Here is a 20,162-nt window from a genome sequence, read left to right as displayed (position 1 = left end):
TTGTTACCGATCAAAACCTCCGCCCTGTGCCTGCTCCTCTCCCTTCCCCTGTGCCTGTCCACCGCGCACGCTGGCGAAAACAGCAACATTTCCGCCGCTGACCGCGCCCGTGCCGTGCGCGCGGCCAAGGCCCCGCCCGCCAAGGCGACGGCCAAAAAAGCACCGGCGAAATTCGACTTCGAAGGCGAGTTTGTCGACTATGCCAACTGGAAAGAAGTGCGTGCCTTCCTCGACGAGATGTCCGCCAAGCATGGTTTTGACCGCGCCGAACTCGATACCCTGATCGGCAAGGTGCGCTATGTCGAGTCGACCGTGCAGCTGATGAAACCGGCGCCGCCGGGCAAGCCGAAGAACTGGCAAGCCTACAGCGCCCGCTTCATCGAGCCGGTGCGTATCAATGCGGGCGTGAAATTCTGGGAAGCGAACGCGGAAGCGCTGGCGCGCGCCGAACGCGACTATGGCGTGCCGGCCGAAATCATCGTCGGCATCATCGGCGTGGAAACCGTGTACGGACGCAACACGGGCCGTTTCCGCGTGCTCGACGCGCTGACGACCCTGGCGTTTTCCTATCCGGAAAGCCCGACGCGCGCCGCACGCATGGAATTTTTCAAGGGCGAACTGGAAAACGCGCTGCTGTACGCGCGCAAGGATGGCATCGATCCCTTGACCCTGCTCGGCTCGTATGCGGGCGCCATCGGCCTGCCCCAGTTCATGCCCAGCAGCATCATGAAATTCGCGGTGGACTTCGATGGCGATAGCCACATCGACTTGCGCAATTCCACCGCCGACGCCATCGGCAGCGTGGCGCATTTCCTCGTCGAACACGGCTGGCGGCGCGATGACCCGGCCATCAGCACGTATCGCGTCACCGTCTCGTCCAGCCACGCCTGGGAAAAGTTCATCGGCCAGGGCTTGCAAGCCAAGTACCGGCTGGAGGAATTGCAGGAAGCCGGCGTGAGTACCGTCACAGCCACGCCCCAGAACATGTTGTTCGGCCTGATTGATCTGCAAAATGGTTCAGAAGCAACTGAGTATCACTTGGCAAGCAATAACTTCTTTGCTATAACTCAGTACAACAGAAGTTATTTTTATGCCATGTCAGTCATCGACTTGGGCAAAGCCATCAGCCAAGTGCGCGCACGCTAACCGAAAGTCAGTGTAAAGTTATAATATTACTTGTAAGAAAGCGTAAGCGATGTTGAAGCGACCAGCAAACAGGTCTATGGTGGGGCCGATAACATGTGCCAGCCTCGCTCGCCAGCCTTTGTGCGGCACGGAATACAGAAATGGTTTTATACTTAACTTTTGTCAAAGTACAATTTTTGTTCTATCATAGAGCATAATAAAGAATAAATAGCTGTTGCAGCATGACAACACTTTTTTTATCCAAAGCAAGATTACAGAGCTTTCCGGCCTGAAATGGAATCCTGCTGTACAATTGTGTATATATCATGAAAAACTGTATCCCGGATCGTACCGTGTGTGAATTTGTTCCTTTTAGTAAAGAATGAACATGAACGCAGCAAGAGCGAGCTCCGAGTGTTTTTTACTTTGCAGTGCAACTACAGAAGGAACATTAACATCATGACAAACCAAGTCGGCATTGATATGAACAGCGATTCGGACTCCGACGATCTGCTCCAGTACAACCCAAACAGATTGCTCGATACCCTGATCGAAAACCTGCGCCTGAAAAACGACGCAGCCTTGTCCCGCGCGCTGGAAGTGGCGCCACCGGTCATCAGCAAAATCCGCCACCACCGCCTGCCTGTCGGCGCATCGCTGCTGATCCGCATGCACGAAGTGAGCGACCTGAGCATCCGTGACCTGCGTTACCTGATGGGTGACCGTCGTAACAAATTCCGCATCAGCGACAAGCAATTCAAGCCAAAAGAAGGCGAAACGCCACAAGGCTGATCCTGCCAGTTTCGCAGGTTTTCCCTCCCCGCCATGGGGAGGGGGTATTTCCAGCAGTTCTCAGGCCGTTCTGGCCGATTTTATTTTCCAGTATTAACTATCAAGCAGGAAACACGCCGGTCGAGAGATAACGGTCGCCGCGGTCGCAGACGACAAATACGATCGTCGCATTTTCCACCGTTTGCGAGATGCGCAGCGCGATTTCGCAGGCGCCGGCTGCCGAGATGCCACAGAACAAGCCTTCTTCTGCCGCCAGGCTGCGCGCCATGCGCTCGGCCACGCCCTGGCTCACGTATTCCACCTGGTCCACGCGCGACTTGTCGTAAATTTTCGGCAAGTACGCTTCCGGCCACTTGCGAATGCCGGGAATCTGCGATCCATCCTCGGGCTGTGCACCGATGATCTGGATGGCGGGATTTTGTTCCTTCAAATAGCGCGACACGCCCATGATGGTGCCCGTCGTGCCCATGGCGCTGACGAAATGCGTGACCTGGCCATGCGTATCGCGCCAGATTTCCGGTCCCGTGCTTTCGTAGTGGGCGCGCGAATTGTCTTCGTTGGCGAACTGGTCGAGGATGATGCCACGGCCATCCTTCTGCATCTGCTCGGCCAGGTCGCGCGCATATTCCATGCCACCCGTCTTCGGCGTCAACAGAATGTCGGCGCCGTAGGCGGCCATGCTCTGGCGGCGCTCCACGCTGAGATTGTCTGGCATCAAGAGCAGCATCTTGTAGCCGCGCAAGGCGGCGGCCATGGCCAGCGCGATGCCCGTATTGCCGCTGGTGGCCTCGATCAGGGTATCACCCGGCTTGATGACGCCGCGCTCTTCAGCGCGCTTGAGCATGGACATGGCGGCGCGGTCCTTCACGGAGCCGGCCGGGTTGTTGCCTTCCAGCTTGCCGAGGATGACGTTGTTGCGCGCAATCGCATCGGCGCCCGGCAAGCGCGTCAGTTGCACCAGCGGGGTATTGCCTATCGTATCTTCAAGTGTCTTGTAAGCCATCGTGTCTGTTTGAGTAATTTCAACAAAGACCCATTCTAATATGAGATGCTGGACGGCGTATGGCTAAAAACCGCCGCCCCGCCAGGCTGCTCCCGCTGAGGCCGCCCGTGCGTCAGGCCGCATGGCGCCTGGCGTTGCGCCATGCCAGGGCGGCCGCGCGCGGTGCGCCAGCGGGCCGCGCGCGCATGCGCTAGACTCGTGACGGTTAGTTATTTTAGTAATTTGCTTATTCAATCAATGGATCAGTCATGAGCGCAAGCGCACCCGAATTCATCCCCGAAACCACGCAGGACGATCCCGTCCAGGCCAGCAGCCTCGACATCCAGGGCCGCATGCACCAGATTTCCCCCGTCTTCAGCGAAGCCGAACTGCGCCGCCTGCAACGCTATGGCAAGGTCTGCCGCTACGCGGATGGCGCCACCCTGTTCGAGGCGGGGAACAGCAGCTTCGGCATGCTGGTCATCCTGGCGGGCCTCGTCGCCGTCACGCGCCACGAAGGCCTGGGCCGCACCTCGCTGATGCGCGAAATCGGCCCCGGCCATTTCATCGCCGAAGTGGCGCAGCTGTCGGGCCGCCCCGCCCTCGTCAATGGCCATGCCGTGGGCGACGTGGAGGTACTCGTCATCAGCTCGGAATCGCTGCGCGCGCTGATCGTGGCGGAAGCGGAAATGGGCGAGCGCATCGTGCGCGCCCTGATCCTGCGCCGCGTGGCCCTGATCGAAGTCAATTCAGGCGGCCCCGTGCTGGTGGGGCCGCGTGGCAATGGCAATCTGTTCCACCTGCAAAGTTTTCTATCGAGCAATGGCCACCCGCACACGGTGCTCGATCCGGCCAGCGATGCGGCCGCCGCCGCGCTGGCCGAGCGCTACCAGCCCACGCCGCAGGAATGGCCCTTGGTCGTCTGTCCCGACGGCAAGGTCATGAAGAATCCCGGCAATGCGGAACTGGGACGCTGCCTGGGCATGTTGCCTGATTTGTCCGGCGACAAGATCTTCGACGTGCTGGTGGTGGGCGCCGGCCCCGCCGGCCTGGCCACGGCCGTGTATGCGGCCTCCGAAGGGCTATCGGTCCTGGCGCTGGAACAGCGCGCGTATGGCGGCCAGGCGGGCGCCAGCGCGCGCATCGAAAACTATCTGGGCTTTCCCACCGGCATTTCCGGTCGCGCCCTGGCGGGACGCGCCTATGTGCAGGCGCAAAAGTTCGGCGTCGAAATCGCCACCCCGGCAAGCGCCGCCAACTTGCTGTGCGATAGCTGGCCCCTGCGCGTCAAGCTGTGCGACGGCACCCAGGTGCGCGCCCGCACGGTGGTGCTGTCCTGCGGCGCGCGCTACCGCCGCCCCTCGCTGGCGAACCTGAAAACGTATGAGGGACGGGGCGTGTATTACTGGGCCTCGCCCATCGAAGCCAAGCTGTGCAAGCAGGAAGAGATCATCCTGGTCGGCGGCGGCAACTCGGCCGGCCAGGCGGCCGTGTTTCTCTCCGGCCACGCGGCCAAGGTCCACATGGTGATCCGCGGCGCAGGGCTGGCGGCCAGCATGTCGAGCTACCTGATCGAGCGCATCGCCGCCACGCCCAACATCACCTTGCACACGCACACGGAAATCATCGCCCTCGAAGGCGACGACGATGGCTTGACGGGCGCCCGCTGGCGCAACAAGCAGACGGGTGAAGAATGCGATTGCGCCGTGCGCCGCGTGTTTCTCTTCGTCGGCGCCGATCCGAACACGGACTGGCTGCACGACTGCGCCGTGGCCGTCGACGAACAGGGTTTCATCCGCACGGGCTTCGACGTCACGCGCGCCGAATGCCGCGCCCATGGCCACGGCCATACCGTGTCTCCAGCGGACTTGCCCGAGCGCGCCGCGCTGGAAACGAGCGTGCCGGGCGTCTTCGCCATCGGCGACGTGCGCGCCGGCTCGACCAAGCGCGTGGCGGCCGCCGTCGGTGAAGGCGCGGCGGTCGTGTCGCAGATTCACGGTTTTCTGGCGCGCCTGCCGGCTGGCTCCGCCTGAAAATCGTGCATTGTGGAAACTGCTACAATCGGCTGTTGCCATCCCGCTGAAAGAGTCCGCATGCTCCACACCACCAGGCTTTTCTCGCGCTGCAGCCTGCCCGCGGTCCGCTGACAGTGCGCCACATGCTCGTCAAATTGCTGCTACTGGCCACCCTGTTTGCCGGGCTCAGCATCGCTGCGCTGTACAGCTACGGGCGCTTCGCCGAACGGTCGCTGGGGGCGCCGGGAACGGCCTTGCCGGTGGCAGCCGACGCTACCCTGCTCGACCGCGTGCTGGCGCCGCAGCTGGCGCAACGCCCGGAGCAGAGCGGCACGGCCCTGATCGATGACAACCTGGAAGCGTTCGCCCTGCGCGCCCTGAGCGCACGCGAAGCGGGCCGCAGCATCGACCTGCAATACTACATCTGGCATAACGACGTCACGGGCCGCCTGCTGGTGCGCGAACTGCTGCGCGCGGCCGACCGCGGCGTGCGCGTGCGCGTGTTGCTTGACGATATCAATGCGCGCGGCCAGGACGCCGCTATCCTCGCGCTCGACAGCCATCCGCTGATCGACGTGCGCATCTTCAATCCGGGCCGCAACCGCGACGGCATCTGGTTGCGCGCCGTGGAAATGGCCTTGCGCGCCGTCAGCCTGAACCGGCGCATGCACAACAAGGCCTGGATCGTCGACGGCAGGGTGGCCCTGGTCGGCGGGCGCAATATCGGCGATGAATACTTTGATGCAGCCGAGCAAGTCAATTTCCAGGATGCCGACTTGCTGCTGGTGGGCCCCGCCGTACAGCAGACGAGCGACATTTTCGACCGCTTCTGGAACAGCCGCGCCGTCATCCCCATCGGCGCCCTGCACGCTGGCAAGAACGCCGGCACGCCGGAACTGCAGGCTGTGCGCGCCCGCCTCGACGCGCTCACGGGTGAACTGGGCGCCTCGCCCTACCTGCGGCAGCTGACCGATGCGGGCCAGCTGCAGGCCCACCTCGACGGCCGGCTGCGGCTGCACTGGAGCGCGCAGGTACAAGTGCTGTCGGACCCGCCGGAAAAAGCCGCGCCCGTGGCCAGTTTGCAGCGCAGCGAGCACTGGCTCATGCACAGCTTGCTGCCGCTACTGACGGACGCGCGCGAGGAAGCGCTGCTGACTTCGCCCTACTTCGTGCCCGGCGCGGCGCTGACGCAGAGCCTGGCCGACAAGGTCGCCGCCGGCGTCAAGGTCAGTGTGCTGACCAACTCGCTGGCCGCCACCGACGTGGCCCTCGTGCATGCGGGCTATGCGCGCTACCGCGAAGTGCTGCTCGGCGGTGGCGTCGACCTGTATGAATTGAAGACACAGCACCGCAAGCGCATCAGCCTGATGGGTTCGAGCCGCGCCAGCCTGCATACCAAGGCCGTGGTGGTCGATGGCCAGCGGGGCTTCGTCGGCTCCTTCAACCTCGATCCCCGCTCGGCCCAGCTGAACACGGAGATGGGCGTGCTGTTCCACGATGCCGCGCTGGGGGCCGACATGCGCGCGCTGTTCCTGCACTCGACGTCGGGCGACACCAGCTACCGCTTATTCCTCGACAACGGCGCCCTGCGCTGGTCCGACGCCACCGAACAGCCCGCCAAGGTATGGGCGCACGATCCGGAGTCAGGCTTCTGGCGCCGCATGCTGGTATCCGTGATGCGCTGGCTGCCGATCGAGTCGCAGCTGTAGGCGCATCGGCAGGGCAAAGTGGCGGCGCATAAAAAAAACCCCGCGCGGCCGGTACCACGCAGGGTTTTCTTCTCGTGCTGCGCGGCACCACCACGCAACACGCTTTACAGCAACACGCTTACTTTTTCTCGGCTTCAGCCTTCTTCGCATCGGCTGCAGCCAGCTTCGCTTCTTTCTTCGCGGCAGCGGCGGCAGCCTTCGCTTCTTTCTTGGCAGCAGCAGCTTCTTTTTTCGTTTCAGCGGCCGTCTTGGCTGGCGCCGCAGCGGTGTCGGTCGCAGCAGCTGGCTTCGGTGCGGCTTCTTTCGCTGCAACTTCCTTCACAGCAGTTTCCTTTTTTGCCGGGGCAGCTTTCGCCACCGGAGCCGCTGGCGCACCAGACTTGGCCTGACCATTCACCTGCAAGCCCGCTTCCGACAGTTTCACGGAACTTTTCGGTCCGATGCCTTTTACGCGGCTTTCGAAATCGGCCCAATCCTTGAAGGCGCCGCCCTTGGCACGTTCATCAAGGATGGCTTTCGATGTGACGGGGCCGATGCCCTTGACGCCGTCGAGTGCCGCCTGGTCCGCCTTGTTGACATCGACCTGGGCAAAGGCAAAACCCATCGTCGCGATCAGGGTGACGATGGCCAGCAGTATTTTTTTGAACATGGGTATCTCTCCGTGGTGTGGTTTCAAGATGACTCGAACGCAAGGGAGGAGCAGCGCCTTAACGGCTTTAACGGCTGTGGCGTGATACGGTTGACAAGACGGGACAGCGGAAGGACGGGAAAACCTGCGCCAGATCAAATGATGCGGCGCAGGCAAGATGCGGAATACGGCGGCGATTACTGCGGGAACAGCTCTTCGCGGGTGACGGTGGCCGTCCCGAGCTTGCCGACGACGATGCCGCCGGCCCGGTTGGCCGTACGCACGGCGTCGCCCAGGCTCATGCCGGCGCCCAGCATGGCCGCCATGGTGGCGATCACCGTGTCGCCCGCACCCGAGACGTCGAATACTTCGCGCGCATCGGTCGGCATGTGCAGCACCTCGTCGGCCGTGTACAGGCTCATGCCCTCTTCCGAGCGGGTCAGCAGCAAGGCGTCCAGGCCCAGCTGCGCACGCATCTGCTGCGCGCGTTCCGTCAATTGCGCTTCCGTACTCCAGTTGCCGACCACGCGGCGCAGTTCCGATTTATTCGGAGTGAGCACTGACGCTCCGGCATAGCGACTGAAATCATCGCCTTTGGGGTCGACCATGACGATCTTGCCGGCCATTCTCGCCGCCTTGATCATCTCGGCCACGTTCACCAGGCTGCCCTTGGCGTAGTCCGACAGGACTACCACATCGTAATGCGGCAAGAGGGCATTAAACTGCGCCAGCTTGTCGCGCAGCACCGTATCGCTGGGCGCATCCTCGAAATCGATGCGCAGCATCTGCTGCTGGCGGCCGATCACGCGCAGCTTGATGATGGTAGAAATGGCCGCATCGCGCTGCAGATAGCTGTGGATGCCACCCCCCTCGAGCAGGCGTTCGACCTGGCTGCCGGCCTCGTCGTCGCCGACCACGCCCAGCAAGCTCGTCTTCGCTCCCAGCGCGGCCGCATTGCGCGCCACGTTGGCCGCGCCACCCAGGCGCTCTTCGCGCCTCTCGATGCGCACGATGGGCACCGGCGCTTCCGGCGAAATACGGCTGACATCGCCGAACCAGTAGCGGTCCAGCATCACATCGCCCACCACCAGCATGCGCACCTGGGCCAACGCGGCCGGCGCCGTCAGGGCGACCACCTCTTGGGCGCTCATGCGCGCGTCAGGATCGAGCGACCGATCCCGTGGTATTCGATGCCATTCTCGGCCATGACGGCCGGCTCGAACAGGTTGCGTCCGTCAAAGATCACGGCCTGCTTCAGGCGCGCCTTGACCTGTTCGAAATCGGGACTGCGGAAGGCTTTCCATTCGGTCACGATGACCAGCGCATCGGCGTCCTGCAGCGCATCCTTCGGACTGTCGGCAAAGCGCACCCTTGCCAACTGCTCCGGCGTCAAGTCCAGTTGCAGCACGCGGCGTGCCTCGGGCATGGCGACCGGGTCATACACGGCCACCGTGGCGCCGCGCGCCAGCAAGTCCGCCAGCAGCACGCGGGCTGACGCTTCGCGCATGTCGTCCGTGTTCGGCTTGAAGGCCAGTCCCCAGACAGCGAAATGCCGGCCCGTCAGATCTGCGCCGAAGCGAGTGACCACTTTGCGCCCCAGCACCTGCTTCTGCTGGTCGTTGACGGCTTCGACGGCACGCAGGATCAGCAACTCCTGCCCGTAGCCGCGCGCCGTGCGCTCGAGCGCCTGCACGTCTTTCGGGAAGCAGGAACCACCATAGCCGCAGCCTGCGTACAGGAAGCTGTGGCCGATGCGCGGGTCGGAACCGATGCCGTGGCGCACGGCCTCGATATCGACGCCCACCTTGTCGGCCAGGTTCGCCAGCTCATTCATGAAGGAAATACGCGTTGCCAGCATGGCGTTCGCCGCATACTTCGTGAATTCGGCCGAGCGCACGTCCATCCAGTAGGTGCGTTCGCGGTTGCGGTTGAATGGCGCATACAGGCTTTTCAGCAATTCGCGCGCGCGCTCGCCGTCCGCCGTGCTGTCGCAGCCGATGACGATGCGGTCGGGGCGCATGAAGTCTTCGACAGCCGCGCCTTCCTTGAGAAATTCCGGGTTCGACGCCACCGAGAACGTGGCGGCCACGCCGCGCGCGTCCAGTTCGCCCTGGATGGCGGCGCGCACTTTTTCAGCCGTACCGACGGGCACGGTCGACTTGTCGACGATGACCTTGAAGTCCGTCATGTACTTGCCGATGCCGCGCGCGGCCGCCAGCACGTATTGCAGGTCGGCCGAGCCGTCTTCATCGGGCGGCGTGCCGACGGCGATGAATTGCATCACGCCGTGCGCGGCGGCTGCCTCGACGTCGGTGGAAAAGGTCATGCGGCCGGCGGCGCGGTTGCGCGCCACGACTTCTTCCAGCCCCGGTTCATGGATGGGGATGCCGCCGCTATTGAGCAAGGCGACCTTCTGTGCGTCCAGGTCGAGGCAAAAGACGTCGTTGCCCAGCTCCGCCAGGCAGGCGCCGGTCACCAGGCCCACATAGCCCGTGCCGATAATGGTAATTTTCATGGTTGTGCCGTGTTTCTAAATATGGATGCTGCAAACAAGGACACGCCACGTTGCACTAAGGCAAGGTGGCGTGTCGGGTTAATTCATGACGTTGAGTTCTTCCGTGCGGCGCGGTGGATACGTCTCCCACTTGTTGCAGCCAGGGCAATGCCAGTAAAACTGGCGTGCCTTGAAGCCGCAATGGCTGCATTGGTAGCGGGCCAGCTTCTGCGTGTAGCCGTGCACGAGGTTTTTCACCATCGACAGCTCGGACCAGATGGCGGCCGGCGCATCCATCATGCGCGCTTCCAGCAGTTTATCCAGGCCCAGCAGGGTCGGCGTACGGCGCAGCTCGGCGCTGACCAACTGCTTCGCCGCTTCCACGCCGTCGAGTTCGATGACGGCCTTGAAGACCACCTCGATCAGGTCGATCGAAGACGCATCTTCCAGGTAGGAGCGCAGCAGGTTGACGCCTTCCTGCGCGCGGCCCACCTTGGTGTAGCCATCCATCAGGCGCTGCGCTACCAGGGCCACGTGCGGCACGCTTTGCTGCTCCACGCGGCGCCAGGTGGTCAACGCGCCTTCCACGTCGCCGCGCGCCAGCAGCACGTCGCCCGTCAGGATGGTGGCGCGCACGCTCTTGCGATCCGTCTGCAGGGCTTTTTCCAGCAGCGGCATGGCTTCATCCGGCTTCATGTGCACCAGCGCGTCATGCGCCAGTTCGCAATAGAACTGGGCGATTTCCTTCTGCCGCGCCCCGGCGCCCGACTCCTGCAAGCCGACGGCCGCTTCGATGGCGCGTGGCCATTCCTTTTCGCGCTGATAAATTTCCAGCAGCGCGCGGCGCGCCTGGGCCGCGTATTGCGTGTCGATCAGGCTGTTGAAGGTTTCCTCGGCCCGGTCCAGCAAGCCTGCCTTCAGGTAATCCATGCCCAGTTCGTAGGCGGCATGGCCCTGCTGTTCCAGCGGCAGGTCCGGGCGCGCCAGCAAATTCTGGTGCACGCGAATGGCGCGCTCCGTTTCGCCGCGGCGGCGAAACAGATTGCCCAGCGCAAAGTGCATATCGGCCGATTCCGGGTCCAGCTTGACGACTTCGATGAAGGCATCGATGGCCTTGTCATGCTGCTCATTGAGCAGGAAGTTCAAGCCCCTGAAGTAATTGCGCGGCAGGCTGCGCGATTCGGACACCAGTTGATGAATGTCGACGCGCGCGGCAATCCAGCCCAGCGCGAAAAACACCGGGATACCCAAGAGCCACCAGAGTTCAAAATCCATGCGATTGTTTTTATTCGAGTAAGAGAGATAGGAGCGACGGCGCCGCTTACTGCGCGCTCACGCTGTCCGGTTGCGGCTGGACATTGCTGGCCACGCCAACGGTTTGCAGCGCGGCAATGGTGGTTTTTTGCCTGTTCGCTTCGCGGCGGTGACGGAACACGGTCGGCGTCAGGGCCAATACGCCCAGGCTGGCGCCGGCGACAAAAAAGCCCAGCAGCATCAGGACCAGGGGGCCGCGAATTTCATAATTGAGGAAAACATGCAGGTCGACAACCTGCGCATTCTTCAGCGCAAAACTGAAGAACAGGACGAAAAGAACACAGCCAACGATGGTGGAGATGATTTTCATCGATAGGTCCAGACTAAGAAAAACGGCGATACAAAGGGTGTTCATGCCACACGGCATAAACTTGGGACATATTAACAAAAAAAAGCGGCATCCAAGGACGCCGCTCTTTATTTTCCGCCTTCCAGCAGACGATTAATCCTCGATAATCGGTTGCCCGACCATCGCGTCCACGCGCTCGCGCAACTGTTTTCCCGGTTTGAAGTGGGGTACCCGTTTTTCGGGAACCATCACCTTGTCGCCGGATTTCGGGTTGCGGCCGATGCGCGGGGGCCTGCTGTTCAGGGCAAAACTGCCAAAACCGCGGATCTCGATACGCTGACCGGTCGCCAGGGCGTTGGTCATCGCATCGAGAATGGTCTTGACGGCATACTCCGCATCTTTCGCCACCAGCTGAGAATAACGCTCAGCGAGGCGGTTGATCAGCTCGGACTTTGTCATCTGCCGTATCCGCAGTCTTAGTTCTTGTTATCGAACTTAGCTTTCAACAAGGCGCCCAGGCTGGTGGTGCCCGAAGCTGCGTTGTTGTCGGTAGCTGCCATCTTCTGCATGGCTTCCTGGGTTTCCACGTTGTCTTTCGCTTTGATCGACAGTTGGATACCACGGGCTTTGCGGTCGATGTTCAACACCATGGCTTCGACGGTATCGCCGACTTTCAGGTGCGTACCAGCATCTTCAACGCGGTCACGCGAGATTTCGGAAGCGCGCAGGTAGCCTTCGACTTCTTCGGACAGTTGGATCACGGCGCCTTTAGGCTCAACCGATTTAACGGTGCCGGTTACCAGCGAGCCTTTGTCGTTCATGGCTGCGAAGTTGTTGAATGGGTCACCTTCCAGTTGCTTGACGCCCAGGGAAACGCGCTCGCGCTCAACGTCGATGGCCAGAACGATGGCTTCCAGTTCGTCACCTTTCTTGAAGCGACGCACGGCTTCTTCGCCGGTTTCGGTCCAGGACAGGTCGGACAGGTGCACCAGACCGTCGATGTTACCGGCCAGGCCGATGAACACGCCGAAGTCGGTGATCGATTTGATCGCGCCGCGGACTTTATCGCCCTTCTTGTGGGTAACGCCAAAGTCATCCCAAGGGTTGGCTTTGCACTGTTTCATACCCAGCGAGATACGACGACGCTCTTCGTCGATTTCCAGAACCATCACTTCTACTTCGTCGCCCAGTTGGACAACTTTGTTAGGAGCAACGTTTTTGTTCGTCCAGTCCATTTCGGAAACGTGTACCAGACCTTCGATACCCTGTTCCACTTCAACGAATGCGCCGTAGTCGGTCAGGTTCGTTACTTTACCGAACAGACGGGTGCTTTGTGGGTAACGACGGGACAGACCGGTCCAAGGATCGTCGCCCAGTTGTTTCACGCCCAGCGAAACACGGTTTTTCTCTTGATCGTATTTCAGGACTTTGGCGGTGATTTCCTGGCCAACCGTCAGTACTTCCGACGGGTGACGTACACGGCGCCATGCCAGGTCGGTGATGTGCAGCAAGCCATCGATACCGCCCAGATCCACGAACGCGCCGTAGTCGGTGATATTTTTGACGACGCCGGTCACGACCGTGCCTTCTTTCAGCGTTTCCATCAGTTTCTGACGCTCTTCGCCCATCGAAGCTTCGATGACGGCGCGGCGGGACAGAACCACGTTGTTACGCTTGCGATCCAGCTTGATCACTTTGAATTCGAGGGTTTTGCCTTCGAATGGGGTCGTGTCTTTGACAGGACGGGTATCAACCAGCGAGCCCGGCAGGAATGCGCGGATGCCGTTGGTCAACACGGTCAGGCCGCCTTTGACTTTACCATTGACGGTACCGACGACGATTTCGCCCGATTCCATCGCTTTTTCCAGAGCCAGCCACGAAGCCAGACGCTTGGCTTTGTCGCGCGACAGGATGGTATCGCCGAAACCGTTTTCCAGCGATTCGATCGCCACGGAAACGAAGTCACCAACTTTGACTTCCAGTTCGCCGTGGTCGTTCTTGAATTCTTCGACAGGGATGAATGCTTCGGATTTGAGGCCAGCGTTCACGATCACGAAATTGTGGTCGAGGCGCACGACTTCAGCGGAAATAACTTCGCCGGAGCGCATATCTTGACGCGACAACGATTCCTCGAAGAGCGCAGCAAAACTTTCCATACCGGTAGATTCGTTAGTTGTAACAGTAGACATAGGGTTCACACAGGTTATCCAGCAGAGATCGCACGACGCGACTTAAACTGGGTTAGGTTTTTGACACACCCGGACAGGCCAGGAGCCGTCAACGGGCACCACATAGCACAACAACACGCTATTTTGCTGCAGCTGCATACCATTTCAACACGGTTTCAACGGCAACATCTGCCGTCATTTCCGACGTATCGAGGACATGCGCCCCTTCCGCAGGGACCAGCGGCGCAATCGCACGGTGAGTATCACGTTCGTCCCGCGCCTGCAAATCCATCAGAAGGTCTTCCATCTTAGCAGAAAAACCCTTGTCTATCAATTGCTTGTAGCGCCGTTGCGCGCGCGCCTCGACGCTGGCCGTCAGGAACACCTTCAATTGGGCGTGCGGGAAGATCACCGTGCCCATGTCGCGCCCGTCGGCCACCAGGCCCGGCGTCTTGCGAAAACCCAGCTGCAAGCCCACCAGCGCTTGGCGCACCGTTGGCAGCACGGCAATTTTTGACGCCGTATTGCCCACTTCTTCGGCACGGATCTGCTCGGTGACGTTTTCCTGCGCCAGCAAGATCTCGCCGCCCGCGAAATGGCAGGGCAGATGCTCGGCCAGCTTGGCCAGCGCGTGCTCGTCGCGCAAGTCCGTGCCGCGGCGCAGCGCGCTCAGAGCCGTCAGGCGGTACAGCGCGCCCGAGTCCAGGTAATGAAAACCCAGCTTGTCGGCCACGCGGTGCGCCACCGTGCCCTTGCCGGAAGCGGTAGGGCCGTCGATGGCGATGACTGGGATGTTGGAGGTTGACATAATTTACTCAATGCAATGAACAGCTGGGGTCAGACCCGGCGGGTCTGACCCCGGGTTTCGGTTAAATAAGACTATCCTTGGCAATCCCCGCAAACGCGGCGAAATACTCGGGGAAGGTCTTGGCCACGCATTTCGGGTCGTTGATGCGCATGGCGTTGCCGCGGCGGGCGGCGCCATCGAGCGAGGCGAGCGAGAAGCACATGGCCATGCGGTGGTCGTCATACGTGTCGATGGTCGCGGCGGCGATTGCAGCTGGCGGCGTCACGCGCAGGTAGTCCGCGCCCTCTTCCACTTCCGCGCCCAGCTTGCGCAATTCCGTCGCCATGGCGGCCAGGCGGTCCGTTTCCTTCACCCGCCAGCTGGCGATATTGCGCAAGGTCGAGGTGCCGTCCGCGTACAGGGCGGCCACGGCGATCGTCATGGCCGCATCGGGAATGTGGTTGAAATCCATGTCGACGGCTTTCAGCACGCCGTTCGAGCGGGCCTCGATCCAGTTCTCGCCCATGGTGATGGTCGCGCCCATCTGCTGCAAGGCTTCGACGAAGCGCACGTCGCCCTGGATACTGTCGCGCCCCACGCCTTCCACGCGCACGGGACCGCCGCCGATGGCGCCGGCCGCCAGGAAATACGAGGCCGACGACGCGTCGCCTTCCACGTGGATCGTGCCCGGGCTTTGATAGTGCTGGCCCGGCTGCACGGTGAACGACTGCCAGCCGTCATGCTCGACCGTCACGCCGAAGCGGCGCATCAGGTTCAGGGTAATTTCAATGTACGGCTTAGAAATCAGCTCGCCCGTCACGTCGATCGTCACCGCATGGTCGCGCGCCATCAGCGGCGCCACCATCAAGAGGGCCGTCAAGAACTGGCTCGACACATTGCCGCGCACGGCGATGCGCTGCGCGTGGATATGGCCACGGCGGATGCGCAGCGGCGGGAAGCCCTGCTCGCCCGTGTATTCGATCTGCGTGCCGACGGCGTTCAGCGCGTCGACCAGGTCGCCGATGGGGCGCTCGTGCATGCGCGACACGCCGTGCAAGGTGTAGTCGCCGCCGATGACGGCCAGTGCCGCCGTCAGCGGGCGAATAGCCGTGCCGGCGTTGCCCATGAACAGGTCGGCCGCGTGGTGCGGGAACACGCCGCCGCAGCCTTCCACGTGGTGCACCTGGTGGGCAGTAGCCGGATCGCCCGTCAGCTCATCCTGCGTCCATTTCACGCCCAGCGACGTCAACGCCGTGAGCATGACGAAGGTGTCGTCGGAGGCGAGCAAGTCGATGATTTTCGTCGTGCCCCTGGCCAGCGCGGCGAGCAGCAGCACGCGGTTGGAAATGCTTTTCGAGCCGGGCAAACGCACCGTGCCTTCGGCATGCATCACCGGCTGCAAATCGATATGGTGAGGGTAGTGCTTGGTCTGGGTCATGCTGGAATCCTTGAGTATTTATCGTGTGGGCGCGGCAGGTATTTCCGCCGTTTCAATCGCCTCGATCCATTGTTGCCGCGCGTGCTGGGCGTTCGCATACACGCCTTCGATGGCGGCGCCGTCGTTCGCGGCCAGGTGGGCGCGCAAGGTCGTCAACTGCGCCAGGTAGGCGTCCAGTTCATGCAGCAGCGCCGGCTGGTTGGCCAGGCTGATGTCGCGCCACATTTCCGGCGATGAGCCGGCGATGCGCGTAAAGTCGCGAAAGCCGCTGGCCGCGTATTGGAACAGCAGGCCCGCGTGCGGTTTGTTGGCGATGTCGTCGACCAGCGCAAAGGCCAGCAGATGCGGCAGATGGCTGACGGCGGCAAATACCTTGTCATGCTCTTCGGGGCTCAAAGTGTGCAGGATGGCGCCGCAGGCGCGCCACGCGGCCGCCACCCGCTCCACGTCGGCGGCGCTATTTTCCGCCAGCGGCGTGAGCACCACTTTCTTGCCTTGATACAGATCGATGATGGCCGCGTCAGGCCCGTTCGTCTCGCGTCCCGCGATCGGGTGGCCGGGCACGAATTGCGCCACCTTGCCACCGAGCGCCATGCGCGCGGCCGCCACCACGTCGCTTTTCGTGCTGCCCGCATCGGTGACGATGGTGCCGGGCTGCAGATGCGGCGCGATGGACGCCAAAATAGCGCCCGTCTGCGCCACGGGCGCGGCGACCAGCACCAGGTCGGCGCCAAGCAAGGCATCAGCCATGTCGCCGCCGATTTCGTCGATGATGCCCAATTCGAGCGCGCGCGCCAGCGAGGCCGGCGAGCGGCCCATGCCGACCACGGTTTGAACCGCGCCCGCGTGCTTCAGGGCGCGCGCGAACGAGCCGCCGATCAGGCCCACGCCAAAGATGACTACCTTGTTCAGTGCAGGCATCGTCATAGCGTCAGGCCAGCGCTTTCGTCAGCGCGGCGATGAAGATGGCGTTTTCCTGCGGCAGGCCGATGGAAATGCGCAGCCATTGCGGCAAGCCGTAGCTGCCGACGGGGCGCACGATCACGCCCTGCTGGAGCAGCGCCAGATTGACTCTGGCGCCGGCGCCATCATCGTCACCCACCTTCACCAGCACGAAATTGCCGTGCGACGGCACGAATTCCAGGCCCAGTTGCGTGAACGCTTCGATGAACTGCTGGTAGCCGGCCGCGTTGTTGCGCGCGCTTTGCTCGAGGAAGGCCTTGTCGTTCAGGGCGGCAATCGCGGCCGCCTGCGCCAGCGAGTTGACATTGAACGGCTGGCGGATGCGGTTCATCAGGTCCGTCAGCACCGGCTGGGCGATGGCGAAACCGATGCGCAGGCCGGCCAGGCCGTAGGCCTTCGACAGGGTGCGCGAGACCACCAGGTTCGGATACTGGCGCACCCACGCCGTCGACTCGTACTGGTCGTCGGCCGAGAGGAATTCGTTGTAGGCTTCATCCAGCACCACCACCACGTGCTGCGGCACTTTTTGCAGGAACGCTTCGAGCTGCGCGGCCGAAAGGAACGTGCCGGTCGGGTTGTTCGGGTTGGCGATGAAGATCAAGCGCGTATCGTCGGCAATCGCTGCCGCCATCGCGTCCAAGTCATGGCCATAGGCTTGCGCCGGCACGACGATATGGCGCGCGCCCAGGCCTTGCGTGGCCAGCGCGTACACGGCAAACGAATACTGCGAGTAGACGACGGATTCGCCATGCTGCACAAACGCGTGCGCGGCGATTTCCAGGATGTCATTGCTGCCGTTGCCCAGGGTGATCCAGTCAGCCGGCACGTCGTAGCGTTTGGACAGCACGGCTTTCAAGTCGAAGCCGTTGGCGTCCGGGTAGCGGCCCAGGTCATCGATGGCGGCGATCATCGCCTGCTTGGCCGATTCCGGCATGCCGTACGGGTTTTCATTCGATGCCAGCTTGACGATGGCTGCCTCGTCGAGGCCGAATTCGCGCGCGACTTCGGCGATCGGTTTGCCGCTCTGGTAAGGGGCGATGGCGCGGACGTATTCTGGACCGATATTTTTAGACATGGTGTTCTTTAAAAGTTGGTGAATGATTAGGCTGGTGGCTGTTGTTGGGTTACGCTGCGCTAACCCAACCTACGGCTTATTGTAGGTCGGATTAGGCCGCAGGCCGTAATCCGACACCACCGTCGGCGTCACAAACTGACCGGATACGACCCCAGCACCTTGAAAAACGCCGCATTGCTCTGCAGCTCGGCCAGCGCCTGGGCGACGGCAGCGTCGTGCACGTGGCCTTCCACGTCGACATAGAAATAATACTCCCAGCTGCCCATGCGCGCCGGGCGCGACTCGAAGCGCGTCATCGACACGCCGTGCTTCGCCAGGGGCGCCAGCAACTGGTACACGGCGCCTGCCTTGTTCGGCACGGCCAGCACCAGCGAGGTCTGGTCCTTGCCCGACGGCGCCGTCTGCAAGGTGCCCACGACGGCAAAGCGCGTGCGGTTGTGCGGGTCGTCCTGGATATGGCCCTTGACCACGCCCAGCTTGTACTGCGCGCCCGCCAGTTCGCTGGCAATCGCTGCAACAGTACCATCTTCGCCAGCCATGCGCGCCGCTTCGGCGTTCGAGGCCACGGCGTGGCGCGCGACGTGCGGATAATTCTGGTTCAGCCATACCTGGCACTGCGCCAGCGCCTGCGAATGCGCGCAAATCGAGGTTACGCCATCCATGTTGCCGCTCTTCGTCATCAGGCTGTGGTGCACGGCAATGGCGACTTCACCGCTGATGATGAGACTGGTCTGCAGCATCATGTCCAGCGTGCGGTTGACGGCGCCTTCCGAGGAGTTTTCGATGGGCACGACGCCAAAGTCGGCCGTCCCCGCCTCCGCGGAGCGGAACACTTCATCGATGGACGCGCATGGCAAGCCTTCGACGGCGCTGCCGAACTGCTGGTACACGGCCTGCTCGCTGAAGGTGCCGGCCGGGCCAAGATAGGCCACGGTGACGCGCTTTTCCAGCGAGCGGCAGGATGACATGATTTCGCGGAAGATGGTCTGCACTTCACGGTCGCCCATGGGGCCGGGATTGCGCTCGGCCACGCCGCGCAGCACTTGCGCTTCGCGCTCGGGACGGAACACGGGCGCCTGCGTCTCGGCCTTCACGTGGCCCACTTGCTGGGCGATTTGCGCGCGGCGGTTCAGCAGTTCGAGGATTTGCGCGTCGATCGCATCGATCTGTTCGCGCAGCGGTTTCAATTTATCGGTCATGGTGGTTTGTTTCGTCAGCTGTACTTCAATCATGGCCGCGCGGCCTGCGCCGGCGGCGGGCCGGCGCTCGTCGATGCGACGTCAGCGTCCGGCAAACTCGTTCAGATAATGCACCAGGGCTTGCACGCCCTCGATCGGCATCGCGTTATAGATCGATGCACGCATGCCGCCGACGGACTTGTGGCCCTTCAGTTGCAGCAGGCCGCGCTGCTTGGCGCCGGCCAGGAATGCGTCGTTCAGACTTTCATCGCGCAGATAGAACGGGATGGTCATGCGCGAGCGGTATGCGGGATCGACCCGGTTCTGATAGAAGTCGTCCGCATCGAGCGCCGCGTACAGCAGCGCCGCTTTCTCAATATTACGCTGTTCCATGGCCGCCACGCCACCCTGGCGTTTGAGCCACTGGAAAACCAGGCCGGCGATATAGATGCCGTAGGTGGGCGGCGTGTTGTACATCGACTCATGTTCGGCCACGATGGTCCAGTCGAAGGCGGACGGACAGATCGGCAGCGCCTTGCCCAGCAAGTCTTCGCGCACGATGACCAGGGTCAGGCCGGCCGGGCCGATATTTTTTTGCGCGCCGCCAAAGATGACGCCGTATTGCGACACGTCGATCACGCGCGACAAAATATGCGAGGACATGTCGGCCACGATGGTGGTGCCTGCAGGTACGCCTGGCGCCTGCTGGAATTCCACGCCGTCAATGGTTTCATTGGTGCAGATATGCAGGTAGGCGGCGCCCGGCGTCAGCTGCCACTCGGAGACTGGCGGCACACCCGTGAAACGCGTGGCCTTGGACGATGCGGCCACGTTGACGTTGGCATACTTGGCCGCTTCCTGGATCGACTTGCCCGACCACGAACCCGTATGCACGAAGTCGATGGTGGCCGGCTGCTGCGCGGCCAGGCCCACCAGATTCATGGGGATGATGGCGTTCTCGCCCAGGCCACCGCCCTGCAGGAACAGGATCTTGTAGTTGTCGGGCACGGCCAGCAGTTCGCGCAGATCGGCTACTGCCTGCTGGTAGATGGAGATGAATTCGGGACCACGGTGGCTCATTTCCATCACCGACATGCCGCTGCCATGCCAGTCCTGCATTTCTGCGGCCGCTTGCGCCAGCACTTCCTTGGGCAGGACGGCGGGGCCGGCTGAAAAATTGTAGATATGGGTCACGATACGGTCCT

The 20,162-nt window shown here is 62.2% G+C and carries 19 protein-coding genes; 5 read left to right on the top strand and 14 right to left on the bottom strand.

Going from position 1 to position 20,162, the window contains the following annotated elements; genetic code table 11:
* The gene (mltB, locus tag C8C92_RS08140; protein ID WP_099760279.1) at nucleotides 1-1,146 is read left to right on the top strand and encodes a lytic murein transglycosylase B; all 1,146 of its coding nucleotides are present in this window, start codon (nucleotides 1-3) and stop codon (nucleotides 1,144-1,146) included.
* A gap of 438 nt (nucleotides 1,147-1,584) precedes the next feature.
* Nucleotides 1,585-1,917, top strand: coding sequence for a hypothetical protein (locus C8C92_RS08135; RefSeq protein ID WP_034751784.1), 333 nt, complete (start codon nucleotides 1,585-1,587; stop codon nucleotides 1,915-1,917).
* Between the two features lie 100 nt (nucleotides 1,918-2,017).
* Here the strand turns inward: C8C92_RS08135 and cysM are convergent, their stop codons facing one another.
* The gene (gene cysM, locus C8C92_RS08130; RefSeq protein WP_116743505.1) at nucleotides 2,018-2,920 is read right to left on the bottom strand and encodes a cysteine synthase CysM; all 903 of its coding nucleotides are present in this window, start codon (nucleotides 2,918-2,920) and stop codon (nucleotides 2,018-2,020) included.
* 59 nt (nucleotides 2,921-2,979) lie between these two features.
* Here cysM and C8C92_RS27920 point away from each other — a divergent pair, with 59 nt between their 5' ends.
* The 3 genes from C8C92_RS27920 to C8C92_RS08120 all read left to right on the top strand — a co-directional run bounded on the left by C8C92_RS27920 (nucleotide 2,980) and on the right by C8C92_RS08120 (nucleotide 6,623).
* The gene (locus C8C92_RS27920; RefSeq protein WP_279340917.1) at nucleotides 2,980-3,114 is read left to right on the top strand and encodes a hypothetical protein; all 135 of its coding nucleotides are present in this window, start codon (nucleotides 2,980-2,982) and stop codon (nucleotides 3,112-3,114) included.
* Between the two features lie 54 nt (nucleotides 3,115-3,168).
* Complete coding sequence (locus tag C8C92_RS08125; protein WP_116743504.1) at nucleotides 3,169-4,932, top strand: cyclic nucleotide-binding domain-containing thioredoxin-disulfide reductase; 1,764 nt, start codon at nucleotides 3,169-3,171, stop codon at nucleotides 4,930-4,932.
* 125 nt (nucleotides 4,933-5,057) lie between these two features.
* Nucleotides 5,058-6,623, top strand: a complete 1,566-nt coding sequence (locus C8C92_RS08120) for a phospholipase D family protein (RefSeq protein WP_116743503.1) — start codon at nucleotides 5,058-5,060, stop codon at nucleotides 6,621-6,623.
* A gap of 118 nt (nucleotides 6,624-6,741) precedes the next feature.
* Here C8C92_RS08120 and C8C92_RS08115 read toward each other — a convergent pair whose 3' ends face one another.
* From C8C92_RS08115 to serC, 13 genes are all read right to left on the bottom strand, one after another.
* Nucleotides 6,742-7,272: a helix-hairpin-helix domain-containing protein gene (locus C8C92_RS08115; protein WP_099760283.1), complete on the bottom strand. Its 531-nt coding sequence runs from the start codon at nucleotides 7,270-7,272 to the stop codon at nucleotides 6,742-6,744.
* Nucleotides 7,273-7,448: 176 nt separating this feature from the next.
* Complete coding sequence (rfaE1, locus tag C8C92_RS08110; RefSeq protein WP_116743502.1) at nucleotides 7,449-8,402, bottom strand: D-glycero-beta-D-manno-heptose-7-phosphate kinase; 954 nt, start codon at nucleotides 8,400-8,402, stop codon at nucleotides 7,449-7,451.
* Nucleotides 8,399-9,766 carry a UDP-glucose/GDP-mannose dehydrogenase family protein gene (locus C8C92_RS08105; RefSeq protein ID WP_099760285.1) on the bottom strand — a complete coding sequence of 456 codons (1,368 nt, stop codon included), beginning with the start codon at nucleotides 9,764-9,766 and terminating at the stop codon, nucleotides 8,399-8,401. The genes rfaE1 and C8C92_RS08105 overlap by 4 nt, the downstream gene beginning before the upstream one ends.
* Before the next feature lie 78 nt (nucleotides 9,767-9,844).
* Nucleotides 9,845-11,020, bottom strand: coding sequence for a lipopolysaccharide assembly protein LapB (gene lapB / locus C8C92_RS08100; RefSeq protein WP_116743501.1), 1,176 nt, complete (start codon nucleotides 11,018-11,020; stop codon nucleotides 9,845-9,847).
* Nucleotides 11,021-11,066: 46 nt separating this feature from the next.
* Entirely contained in the window at nucleotides 11,067-11,369 is a 303-nt protein-coding gene (locus tag C8C92_RS08095) for a LapA family protein (protein ID WP_116743500.1), read from the bottom strand.
* Nucleotides 11,370-11,501: 132 nt separating this feature from the next.
* A complete protein-coding gene (locus C8C92_RS08090) occupies nucleotides 11,502-11,807 on the bottom strand; it encodes an integration host factor subunit beta (protein WP_008446215.1) in 306 nt (101 codons plus the stop codon).
* A gap of 17 nt (nucleotides 11,808-11,824) precedes the next feature.
* On the bottom strand, nucleotides 11,825-13,537 hold the full coding sequence (gene rpsA / locus C8C92_RS08085) for a 30S ribosomal protein S1 (protein ID WP_071650172.1): 1,713 nt from the start codon (nucleotides 13,535-13,537) through the stop codon (nucleotides 11,825-11,827).
* Nucleotides 13,538-13,655: 118 nt separating this feature from the next.
* A complete protein-coding gene (cmk, locus tag C8C92_RS08080) occupies nucleotides 13,656-14,324 on the bottom strand; it encodes a (d)CMP kinase (protein WP_116743499.1) in 669 nt (222 codons plus the stop codon).
* 61 nt (nucleotides 14,325-14,385) lie between these two features.
* Entirely contained in the window at nucleotides 14,386-15,741 is a 1,356-nt protein-coding gene (gene aroA / locus C8C92_RS08075; RefSeq protein WP_116743498.1) for a 3-phosphoshikimate 1-carboxyvinyltransferase, read from the bottom strand.
* An 18-nt stretch (nucleotides 15,742-15,759) separates the two neighbouring features.
* Nucleotides 15,760-16,668, bottom strand: a complete 909-nt coding sequence (locus C8C92_RS08070) for a prephenate dehydrogenase/arogenate dehydrogenase family protein (RefSeq protein WP_207780981.1) — start codon at nucleotides 16,666-16,668, stop codon at nucleotides 15,760-15,762.
* A 4-nt stretch (nucleotides 16,669-16,672) separates the two neighbouring features.
* Nucleotides 16,673-17,779: a histidinol-phosphate transaminase gene (gene hisC / locus C8C92_RS08065; RefSeq protein WP_116743497.1), complete on the bottom strand. Its 1,107-nt coding sequence runs from the start codon at nucleotides 17,777-17,779 to the stop codon at nucleotides 16,673-16,675.
* A gap of 128 nt (nucleotides 17,780-17,907) precedes the next feature.
* Nucleotides 17,908-18,978 carry a prephenate dehydratase gene (gene pheA / locus C8C92_RS08060; RefSeq protein ID WP_070257597.1) on the bottom strand — a complete coding sequence of 357 codons (1,071 nt, stop codon included), beginning with the start codon at nucleotides 18,976-18,978 and terminating at the stop codon, nucleotides 17,908-17,910.
* An 81-nt stretch (nucleotides 18,979-19,059) separates the two neighbouring features.
* A complete protein-coding gene (gene serC / locus C8C92_RS08055) occupies nucleotides 19,060-20,151 on the bottom strand; it encodes a 3-phosphoserine/phosphohydroxythreonine transaminase (RefSeq protein WP_116743496.1) in 1,092 nt (363 codons plus the stop codon).
* Between the last annotated feature and the right edge of the window lie 11 nt (nucleotides 20,152-20,162).

Origin of the sequence: Janthinobacterium sp. 78 (assembly GCF_003096775.1) — a bacterium.
Taxonomy (GTDB): domain Bacteria; phylum Pseudomonadota; class Gammaproteobacteria; order Burkholderiales; family Burkholderiaceae_D; genus Janthinobacterium; species Janthinobacterium tructae.
Note: the sequence above shows the minus strand (reverse complement) of the source record. Positions and strands in the feature narration are given on the sequence as shown.

Excerpts from the sequence above, each read along its gene's own strand:
- pheA (WP_070257597.1), bottom strand. The coding sequence starts at position 18,978 with ATGACCGATAAATTGAAACCGCTGCGCGAACAGATCGATGCGATCGAC.
- C8C92_RS08125 (WP_116743504.1), top strand. The coding sequence starts at position 3,169 with ATGAGCGCAAGCGCACCCGAATTCATCCCCGAAACCACGCAGGACGAT.
- cysM (WP_116743505.1), bottom strand. The coding sequence starts at position 2,920 with ATGGCTTACAAGACACTTGAAGATACGATAGGCAATACCCCGCTGGTG.
- C8C92_RS08135 (WP_034751784.1), top strand. The coding sequence starts at position 1,585 with ATGACAAACCAAGTCGGCATTGATATGAACAGCGATTCGGACTCCGAC.
- cmk (WP_116743499.1), bottom strand. The coding sequence starts at position 14,324 with ATGTCAACCTCCAACATCCCAGTCATCGCCATCGACGGCCCTACCGCT.
- C8C92_RS08120 (WP_116743503.1), top strand. The coding sequence starts at position 5,058 with ATGCTCGTCAAATTGCTGCTACTGGCCACCCTGTTTGCCGGGCTCAGC.
- C8C92_RS08095 (WP_116743500.1), bottom strand. The coding sequence starts at position 11,369 with ATGAAAATCATCTCCACCATCGTTGGCTGTGTTCTTTTCGTCCTGTTC.
- C8C92_RS27920 (WP_279340917.1), top strand. The coding sequence starts at position 2,980 with ATGGCTAAAAACCGCCGCCCCGCCAGGCTGCTCCCGCTGAGGCCGCCC.
- lapB (WP_116743501.1), bottom strand. The coding sequence starts at position 11,020 with ATGGATTTTGAACTCTGGTGGCTCTTGGGTATCCCGGTGTTTTTCGCG.
- hisC (WP_116743497.1), bottom strand. The coding sequence starts at position 17,779 with ATGTCTAAAAATATCGGTCCAGAATACGTCCGCGCCATCGCCCCTTAC.
- aroA (WP_116743498.1), bottom strand. The coding sequence starts at position 15,741 with ATGACCCAGACCAAGCACTACCCTCACCATATCGATTTGCAGCCGGTG.
- rfaE1 (WP_116743502.1), bottom strand. The coding sequence starts at position 8,402 with ATGAGCGCCCAAGAGGTGGTCGCCCTGACGGCGCCGGCCGCGTTGGCC.
- C8C92_RS08115 (WP_099760283.1), bottom strand. The coding sequence starts at position 7,272 with ATGTTCAAAAAAATACTGCTGGCCATCGTCACCCTGATCGCGACGATG.
- C8C92_RS08090 (WP_008446215.1), bottom strand. The coding sequence starts at position 11,807 with ATGACAAAGTCCGAGCTGATCAACCGCCTCGCTGAGCGTTATTCTCAG.
- C8C92_RS08070 (WP_207780981.1), bottom strand. The coding sequence starts at position 16,668 with ATGACGATGCCTGCACTGAACAAGGTAGTCATCTTTGGCGTGGGCCTG.
- C8C92_RS08105 (WP_099760285.1), bottom strand. The coding sequence starts at position 9,766 with ATGAAAATTACCATTATCGGCACGGGCTATGTGGGCCTGGTGACCGGC.
- rpsA (WP_071650172.1), bottom strand. The coding sequence starts at position 13,537 with ATGTCTACTGTTACAACTAACGAATCTACCGGTATGGAAAGTTTTGCT.